Origin of the sequence: Citrobacter sp. Cpo142 (genome assembly GCF_030332425.1) — a bacterium.
Classification (GTDB): Bacteria; Pseudomonadota; Gammaproteobacteria; order Enterobacterales; family Enterobacteriaceae; genus Citrobacter; species Citrobacter portucalensis.
The window spans coordinates 1-9,082 of sequence record NZ_JAOWHW010000074.1 but is presented as its reverse complement, the minus strand read 5'-3'; the positions used below and the strand labels follow the sequence as shown (position 1 = coordinate 9,082).

The following is a 9,082-nucleotide window of genomic DNA, read 5'->3' as shown; positions in this document are numbered from 1 at the left end:
CTGGTAAGCAGAGTTTTTGAAATGTAAGGCCTTTGAATAAGACAAAAGGCTGCCTCATCGCTAACTTTGCAACAGTGCCCAAAAATTTCCGATCTCCAAACTGACCCCTTCTACAGAATGCTGCAATACTGCCCTCAATGGCCGCGCAATGGGTTCGGTTGCGTGGTACAACATCCAGCATCGCCTTACCGGAATAAGGTATGTAACACCGGATGAATAACATCGAGGGGAGAATATAGGGATCCTCGCCCGCCGTAAAATTATCTACGAAACAGCGAGAAAACGAATCCGGATCGCTGGTCACAACAAACTCGAAACTGGTCACAGATAGAAACTGTATCGCTAAACCCGAAAAAAGAACGCTGGGTAGTATGAACATACGACAACTTCTTTGAAAGTTACCGGTCTGTCTTTCTCAGTAATAAAAATTATATCTTCGTGATTGTGTATTAATTGATTGTTGTCAATAACACTCTTATAACCCAATGTAATGCTATATACAGGAAGCTATTTCAGAGGTTATGGGAATTACATGAAAACAATAATTAATGAGCTATTACAACAGGACCTGTCCCGCAGACAGGTTATTGTGAACACCACCAAAATTAGTGCTGCGGTTGCAGCATCAAGCACACTGACCCTGCCGTTTACTCTCAATGCAGCTGATACTACATCGGCTACGGGAAAGGAGGGAATTGAAACCATAAGACATAGTGCCTGCTTAGTAAACTGTGGCAGCCGCTGTGCACTGAAAGTCATAGTTAAAGATGATCGGATTGTGCGAATTGAACCGGAAGATGCTAAGGATGATTCGGTATTCGGTGAACACCAAATCCGTCCTTGTCTGCGAGGTCGTTCCAGCCGCTGGCGAGTTTACAGCCCTGACCGGATTAAATATCCGATGAAACGCGTTGGTAAACGCGGAGAAGGGAAATTTAAACGCATTTCATGGGATGAGGCCACAGCCTTTATTGCCGCTGAATTAAAGCGCGTTTCTGAAAAATATGGAAATGAAGCAATCTATTTTAATTATCAATCTGGCGCGTATTATCATAATCAAGGAACCCCCGCATGGAAGAGGTTATTGAACCTGAATGGCGGTTTTCTGCAGTATTACAATAATTACTCAAACGCTCAAAACTTTACCGCCACATCTTACACGTATGGTGCTACAGGAGTACAGTTTGCCAGTCATTTTAGCCAGATTGCGCATTCTGACCTTGTGGTTTTTTTTGGTCTGAATTTATCTGAGACTCGGATGTCCGGTGGTGGGCAAGTTGAAGAACTGCGCCGTGCGCTGGAAATATCAGGCGCCCGGGTGATTATTATCGATCCGCGCTATACAGACTCTGTTGTTACAGAACATGCTGAATGGTTACCAATTCGCCCTACAACCGATGCTGCACTGGTAGCAGCTATTGCACACACGTTGATAAAAGAAAATCTGATCGACGAAGAACGAGTCAATACTTATTGTGTCGGTTATGATCGTAGCACCCTTCCAGAAGCAGCGAAACCAAACGCCAGTTATAAAGACTATGTTCTGGGTAACGGCGATGACGGCGTCGAAAAAACACCTGAATGGGCGGCAGATATCTGTGGCATCCCGGCAATTCGTATTCGCCAGTTGGCACGTGAAATGGCCGGAGCTCGGGCCTGTTTCATTGCTCAGGGATGGGGACCACAGCGTCATGCGAATGGTGAACAGACTTCCAGAGCGGTTCAGATACTTCCTGCCCTGACGGGTCATTTTGGATTGCCAGGAACCAACAATGGGAACTGGACATACGGAACACCTTATGGTGTTCCTGCTCTGCCGATTGGTGAAAATTCCGTTAAGGTGTCAATCCCCTGCTATCTGTGGACAGATGCGATTCAAAGTCCGGAAAAAATGACAGCCACCACTATGGGGGTCAAAGGCGCGGATAAACTGAAAACTGGTATTAAACTGTTCTTCAACCAGGCCGGGAATGCACTTCTGAATCAACATGGAAATATCAATCGTACACGCAAAATACTTGAAGATGACAGCCTGTGCGAAACTATCGTGGTTATTGATAACCATATGACTGCCAGTGCCCGCTTTGCCGATATCCTTCTTCCAGAAACTAGCTACTTAGAAGCCGAGGATCTGGTGGACAGTTCCTATGCAGCCGGTTCTCATCATTACATGATTGCAATGCAAAAAACGATCACACCGATGTGGGAAGTACGCAGTACCTATGATATCTGTGCAGATATTGCGGGGCATCTTGGGGTGAGAGAGCGTTTTACTGAGGGGCGTACCCAGGCAGAGTGGATGGCGAAGCATTACGGACAAGTTAAAGAGAAGCGATCATATTTGCCTGAATGGGAAGTTGCAATGAATATGGGGGTTATCGATCAGCAAAGTACTCGTGATGAGGACAGTATTATCCTTGCTGATTTCCGCCATGATCCGATTGCCAGTCCACTGACGACACCTTCCGGGAAGATTGAGATTTACTCGCACACTCTGGCGGAACTGGCTAAAGCCTGGACACTACCGGAAGGAGATCGCATTCCGGCTGTTCCTGAATTTTGTGTAGTGACAGAGTCCCATCTGAACAAGAGTCTGACAGCAAAATATCCGCTACAGATGAGCGGTTTTCACACCAAAGGTCACACGCACTCAACATATGCCAGTGTGCTGATGCTGCATGAAGCGGTACCGGATGAAGTCTGGATCAACCCGATAGACGCCAACACGCGTCAGTTGAAATCAGGCGATATGATCCATGTATTCAACGATCGCGGTGTGGTGGAGATCCCCTGCAAGGTGACACAGCGCATTCTGCCGGGCGTGGTGGCAATGCCGCAAGGCGCGTGGACCCGACTGGACAGCAACGGTGTGGACGTGGGCGGATGTATTAACACGTTGACCAGCCACCTGCCGTCGCCGCTGGCAAAAGGGAACCCGCAACATACCAACCTGGTTGAAATCAAACGCGCTTAAGGAGTGATCCGCAATGAAACAGTATGGCTTTTATGTTGACTCCTCGCGTTGCTCAGGTTGTAAAACCTGCCAGGTTAGTTGCAAGGATAATAAAGATCTGGACGTGGGACCGAAATTCCGTCGGGTATATGAATATGGCGGCGGAAGTTGGGTGAAAGAAGGAGAAAGCTGGCACAACGACACTTTTACCTACTACCTCTCTATTGCTTGTAACCACTGTGATGAACCGGTTTGTGTCTCTGGATGTCCTACCGGAGCGATGCACAAACGTGAAGAGGACGGACTGGTGCTGGTCGATGACAATATTTGTGTCGGATGCCGTTATTGCGAAATGCGCTGCCCGTATGGCGCGCCACAATTTGATGCTCAGGCTAAAGTGATGCGTAAGTGCGATGGTTGCCTTGATCGACTGGAGAAAAATCTGCGACCAATTTGTGTGGACTCTTGTCCACAGCGCGCGCTGGATTTCGGGCCGATCGATGAGTTACGGAAGAAATATGGCACTGAGAATGAAATCGCGCCGTTACCCGCCGCATCGTTTACTCATCCTAACCTTATTATTAAACCCCATCCGAAGGCCCGCCCGACGGGAGACAAGGAAGGGGCCATCGTGAACATGAGTGAGGTGCGCAATGCATGAGTTACCTCTGGTCTTTTTTACCGTCTTTACTCAGAGCGCAGTTGGCGCGTTTATTCTGTTGCTGATTGGCGGCACCCTGGGGCAGGTTGACAGGCAGCGTATGGCCGTTGGTCTTTTCTCTGCGATGTGTCTGTTTGGCGTTGGGGTGTTGCTGGGCATTTTCCATGTAGGCCAGCCTTTACGAGCATTGAATATGTTGCTGCGAGTGGGCCATTCACCGATGAGCAACGAAATCGTGTTATCGGCGGTGTTTGCGACACTTGGCGGGCTGGGCGCACTGGGGTTGCTTCTCAATCGTGGAGCAGCTTCGTTATGTAAAGGACTGGTGTGGCTGGCGGCTGCGGTGGGGGTGGTTTTTATCTTCGCCATCCCGCAAATCTATCAGTTGCCGACGGTGGTCACCTGGCGGACATCTTACACTACGGTGATGATGGTCCTGACTCCGATGATCGGTGGCGGCATTCTGGCCGGACTGTTTGGTCTGCGCCTGGGGTTGCTGGTGAGCGTGCTGGCGATTCTGGTCAGCTTCTGCCTGCGTCCAGGTTATATTTTGACGCTTATGGATGCTGATGGGGTGCTAACTGCGGCTCAATCCAGTTGGTTCACTGCTCAGGTTGTACTGCTGGCTGTCGGCATTGTCGGTGTGTTGGCCTGGGTACGACTCAAAACTAATGTGGCCGTTCTGGCGACCACGTCACTGGTGGTTATCGCTGCGGAACTGGTGGGTAGGATCGCATTCTACAATCTGTGGACGTTGCCGATGTAATCTGTGAGCGGCTGTAGCCGCTCTGTTTTCAGGAGAATTCAGGATGTCCCCCAATATTGTATTACCGAGGATCCTCGGTGCACTGTTTTACTACTCTCCGGAACGACCAGAGGTGAAAGCACTTTTCGACTGTCTGCCCACTCTGTCGGAACTGTACCCATGGCGCGACCCTGCGGGGACAGCTTCACTGTGCGCAGACTGGCCGTTTCCCGATAATGATGAACTGGCATGGCAATTCTCCGTGCTGTTTGAAGGACAGGGCGAAATGCCCGTGCCACCCTGGGGATCTGTCTGGCTGGAACGCGATAACCTGCTAATGGGCAATACCACCGCTGAGTACCGGGCGTTTCTGCAGTCTCAGGGAATGACTTTTAATTCGGGTCAAAATGAGCCGGAAGATCAGTTTGGGCTGATGTTGTTAGCCTGCAGTGCGATACTTGATGCTGGAAAAGATGCAGCAGTTAATCAGCTGTTAGAGGTTTATTTGTTACCGTGGGGATATCGCTATCTTGAACGTCTGCAGGGCAACAGGGTGAGTCCGTTCTATGCTCGCCTTGCCGCCGTGACCTCGCGCTATTTGCAGGATTTGCAACAGCAACGGGCGTTGCAACCTGCGGTGAAGCGGCTGTATTTCGGATGAACAAATCAGAGAAATATTATCATGAATTGATGGCTCACCGGCACGTCAGTCGGCGCGGACTGTTTCGTGCATTTGTCAGCGCGGCAAAGCACACAACGCCAGAAGTACTGTCTACCCGGCTGGGACATTCGCTGCCGCCAGGGGCGGTTCCTGATGCGGAGTTCATTACCCAGTGTACCCAATGTAGTCAGTGCATTGATGTCTGCCCAATGGGAGTCCTGTCCAGACATGAAGACGGTTACCCGCAACTGATGATTGAATATGCCAGTTGTGATGGCTGTGGTTTGTGTATCGCAGCATGTTCGAGTGACGCGCTACGCGTGCAGTCTCGTTTTGATACCGGACTGCGCCCGGTGTTCTGTAACTCTGCCTGTGTGAATCCTGTCAGACAGTGTAAACAGTGCGTGGATGTATGCCCACGACAGGCTTGCTTTATTAATGAGTCTGGACTGGTGTCGGCTGACAACGAACGCTGTGATGGTTGTGGCGAATGCGTTGTCCAATGCCCTCACAATGCTGTGACACTATATTGATGAGTCAGAGTGTCATGAAGAGAGGAAACGATGTATTAACAGGCTATTTATATCCCTGATATTATTTTTCAGGCGACAATGTACATGCAGAGCCGTCCAGCGCGATAGAGAGTCTCCGAAAATCGATTCAACATGCTAAATTATCCGGTATAAAGGTCGCATTGTTTAAACTGCGACCTTTTGAATGATCAGGCTGAAATTTTCAGGGATTTACTATTTCAGTGCTTTTCTTATTCTCTCTAATCCTTCTTGTATCACGGCGCGTGGACAGGCAAGATTAATCCGGATGTAACCCTCTCCATTGCTTACAAACATGTTCCCGCCTTCAAGCAGTATTCCCGTCTGGTTGGCGAAATAGAGAGAAAGCTGTTGTCTGTCTACCTGCGGTGGCAGGTATTTCTCAATATTTATCCATGCCAGATAAGTTGCATCGGGAATTTTAAAGTTTGCGTCAGGAAAGTGCTCCTGGGTAAATTTTTCTACCAGTCTGAAGTTATCATCAAGATAGTGTTTTAATTGTTCCAGCCACTCGTCGCACCGGGACCAGGCAGCTTTGGTCGCAGCCAGACTCAGTGGTGAAAGAAACTCATCATAAAGACGTAACCATTCTTTTCTGACCTTTTCATTTTTAATAAAAATATGGGACATCAGATTTCCGGCAAGATTAAAGGTTTTGCTTGGTGCCATACAGGTGATGATCTTATCAGTGTCTGGGAACAGTTTTGCCATCGGGATATGATTGACCCCATCTCTCAGTAAATCACAATGTATTTCGTCTGAAATGATCCAGACATTGTTTTTAAGGCACAACTGCCCCATTCTCATTAATTCTTGTTCTGACCAGACCTTCCCGGTTGGATTTTGCGGATTGGATAAAATGAACAGCTTAATATTTAGAGAAGGATCGGTTAGTTTTTTCTCCATATCGTTGAAGTCGATAACGTATTCATTGTCCTGTTCCAGCAAATCAGAACAGATCACTCGACGATAGCTATAGTCTCCAGCCTGCTTAAACGGCGTATAGGATGGTGTATTGATCAACACACTTTCATCCTGTTGTGTCAGTAACGGTACCAGACGGTTAAGTGCAGGGATAATGCCCGGTGAAAGCACGATCTCTGTGGTATCTATATTCCAGTCATAGCGTCTCTGGCACCAGTTGTGGAAAATATGATAGTACTCATCATCGTAAACTTTTGTGTAACCGAGTATTTTTTTATCAAGCCTCTCCTGAATCGCTGCAAGGATTTCCGGAGGTGTCGCAAAATCCATATCAGCAACCCACATTCTGACAAATTCATCGTCCTTAAAGTCAAAGTGGGCATTCTTGTCGGCCTTGAATATATATTGTCTCCACCCATCGTAGTTCAGGGCATCAGTATTTTTTCTGTTGATAATTTCATCAAAATTGTACTTCATAATTTAACCTTCTTTGGACAGATATGTTTGATTAAATGAATTTCAGGAACGGAGAAATACAGAGCAGGATGCCAGTAAAGATGATCAGATACAGAGAACCCCCCTTATATCGGTGAAGGGAGGGTACCTTGTAAACCAAATAAGCAGGGATTAAGCAACCAACGATGCCGAAAATGGGGCTGCAGATTGAGGTGAATAGCAGAACCGGCAGGTTCAGAACGATTGCCCCCCAGGCGATGACGATAGTGAAAATGACAATACCAACGTTAAGCGCTTTTTTATTGATTTTCTCTGAGGGTATAAAACGGGTCAATGCGTTCATCGCCAGTCCCTGTACAGCCTCTTTGAACCCGAGGTAAACGCCGAAGAAGGCAGTCATCAGGGCAAAGATATTCAATGCAACACCAACTGGCGTCACATACTTTGCTGCATCTCCTTCAATAAACTGTGCGGCAATAGCCAGTGCTGAAATATTTTGTTCGTAGGCTTTGACAGCTTCATCGTGACCGAGGGCGAAAGTGAATGATAATGCATAAAAGAAAACAACGATGAACAGTGTACCAAAAGCGATATTCATTGCTCTTAGCGCTTTATATCTTGCCACTTCTATAGATTTGTTTTTTGCACGATATGAAATTACCATCGGACTCAAAGACTGAATAAACAGGATTGATGTCAACGTAAATGGCAAGGTGATAATGGCGTTTTTGATTAAAATACTAAAAGAAGGGAATGAACCGATGTTTTTGGAGAGGTCCCACATGCTGACCATCATCAACCCCAGGATAAGCACTACCACCAGTTTTGATAACACCATGAAAGAGGAAATCCTGAACAAGAGTTCTTCACTACGTGAAGCAATAAGCACAAGAAATGTAATAAGAATTAGGCCATAGAAAGGGTTCTCTGATAAAAGACCCTCAGTTAAGCCAAACGTGTGTAAATACGACGCTGTATCGTTAGTCAACGCCGTAGGGTAGGCGAATATCCAGATGACCAGCATGAGAAAGTAGAGCAGACCGAGGAGCATTCCCCAGTTTTTTCCCAGATAGCCCTCGATAACACCGGGATAGTCTTTACACTCTCGCGAATCTGCCAGCGTATTGATAAACAATCTTTGAAACAGGTACATGGCCGGATAACCAATGATGGAAGAAAGCAGGAATACCCACAATCCAATAAGCCCCACCTGGACCGGTAAAAACACAATCCCGGCGCCGATAGCCATACCTATGCTTATAATAATCCATCCTACATCTGTACTGTCAAATCGGGTTAGTTTTTTCCACTCTTCTGGTGACAATGAGGCCCTGTCGATGTTCTGTTCCAATATGGTCATAGGTATATTCCTGTGTGAGGATATTTTATGGTAATTATTTACAGAGGTTTGCACTTCATAAATGATTATACCCGGCAAGCATATTAATTATCTTTTTAAAAATTAACTATTTTTACAATTTATGGCTTATCTTATTTCTTGTTTTTGTTGATTTGGTTAATTTTATTTCATAAAATTACGAATATGATTGCTATCACAGGAGGTTGAACATGGTAAAGCTTGACAAAGTTGATATGCAGATTTTAAAGCTCTTGCAGGAAGATGGCAGGCTGAACAACGCTGAGATTGCCAAGCGTGTTTTTCTTTCCCCTCCAGCCTGCTGGAAACGGCTAAAGTTTTTAGAGCAGGAAGTGATAAAAAACTATCGGGCTTTTATCGAACCGAAAAGCCTTGGATACAATTTTTATGCATTCATGAATATTACATTAGATCTTCATTCCGAGGAGTGCATGCAACATTTTGAGGCAGAAATAATGAAGATTGATAATGTAATTGCCTGTCATAATATTTCCGGGAGATACGACTATCTTCTGCATCTTGTAGTAAAAGATATGGATGATTTTCACAACGTATCAATGATAAGGATACGAAAAATTGGGAATATAAAGGAGATGAATACCAGTTTCAGTATCAAGGAGATTAAATCTTTTAAGGGGTTACCTATAAAATAGATGTGTAGTGGTCAACAATAGGGTGATGCTGCCAACTTACTGATTTAGTGTATGATGGTGTTTTTGAGGTGCTCCAGTGGCTTCTGTTTCTATCAGCTGT

General features: G+C 46.3%; 9 protein-coding genes. 6 read left to right on the top strand and 3 right to left on the bottom strand.

Features of this window, described 5'->3' with window-relative positions:
• A partial coding sequence (locus OGY18_RS03505) for a hypothetical protein (protein ID WP_284924407.1) occupies window positions 1–379 on the bottom strand: 379 nt, incomplete at its 3' end.
• A 153-nt stretch (window positions 380–532) separates the two neighbouring features.
• On the opposite strand from OGY18_RS03505, the gene OGY18_RS03500 reads away from it, so the two are divergent.
• Genes OGY18_RS03500 through OGY18_RS03480 form a run of 5 tightly spaced genes read left to right on the top strand, consistent with a single transcriptional unit; the run spans window position 533 to window position 5,553 of the window.
• Window positions 533–2,974, top strand: a complete 2,442-nt coding sequence (locus tag OGY18_RS03500; RefSeq protein WP_052439643.1) for a DMSO/selenate family reductase complex A subunit — start codon at window positions 533–535, stop codon at window positions 2,972–2,974.
• A 13-nt stretch (window positions 2,975–2,987) separates the two neighbouring features.
• The gene (locus tag OGY18_RS03495) at window positions 2,988–3,614 is read left to right on the top strand and encodes a DMSO/selenate family reductase complex B subunit (protein WP_040031387.1); all 627 of its coding nucleotides are present in this window, start codon (window positions 2,988–2,990) and stop codon (window positions 3,612–3,614) included.
• Window positions 3,607–4,380 carry a dimethyl sulfoxide reductase anchor subunit family protein gene (locus OGY18_RS03490; protein ID WP_040031386.1) on the top strand — a complete coding sequence of 258 codons (774 nt, stop codon included), beginning with the start codon at window positions 3,607–3,609 and terminating at the stop codon, window positions 4,378–4,380. Before OGY18_RS03495 ends, OGY18_RS03490 begins: the two co-directional genes overlap by 8 nt.
• Window positions 4,381–4,423: 43 nt before the next feature.
• On the top strand, window positions 4,424–5,020 hold the full coding sequence (locus OGY18_RS03485; protein WP_040031385.1) for a molecular chaperone TorD family protein: 597 nt from the start codon (window positions 4,424–4,426) through the stop codon (window positions 5,018–5,020).
• A 29-nt stretch (window positions 5,021–5,049) separates the two neighbouring features.
• Window positions 5,050–5,553: a 4Fe-4S binding protein gene (locus OGY18_RS03480; protein WP_225586246.1), complete on the top strand. Its 504-nt coding sequence runs from the start codon at window positions 5,050–5,052 to the stop codon at window positions 5,551–5,553.
• Between the two features lie 213 nt (window positions 5,554–5,766).
• Here OGY18_RS03480 and OGY18_RS03475 read toward each other — a convergent pair whose 3' ends face one another.
• Entirely contained in the window at window positions 5,767–6,972 is a 1,206-nt protein-coding gene (locus tag OGY18_RS03475; protein WP_171278909.1) for a MalY/PatB family protein, read from the bottom strand.
• A gap of 31 nt (window positions 6,973–7,003) precedes the next feature.
• Window positions 7,004–8,311, bottom strand: a complete 1,308-nt coding sequence (locus OGY18_RS03470) for an SLC5/6 family protein (protein WP_040031383.1) — start codon at window positions 8,309–8,311, stop codon at window positions 7,004–7,006.
• 209 nt (window positions 8,312–8,520) lie between these two features.
• Here OGY18_RS03470 and OGY18_RS03465 point away from each other — a divergent pair, with 209 nt between their 5' ends.
• Window positions 8,521–8,982: an Lrp/AsnC family transcriptional regulator gene (locus tag OGY18_RS03465; protein WP_042111185.1), complete on the top strand. Its 462-nt coding sequence runs from the start codon at window positions 8,521–8,523 to the stop codon at window positions 8,980–8,982.
• Window positions 8,983–9,082 lie beyond the last annotated feature (100 nt).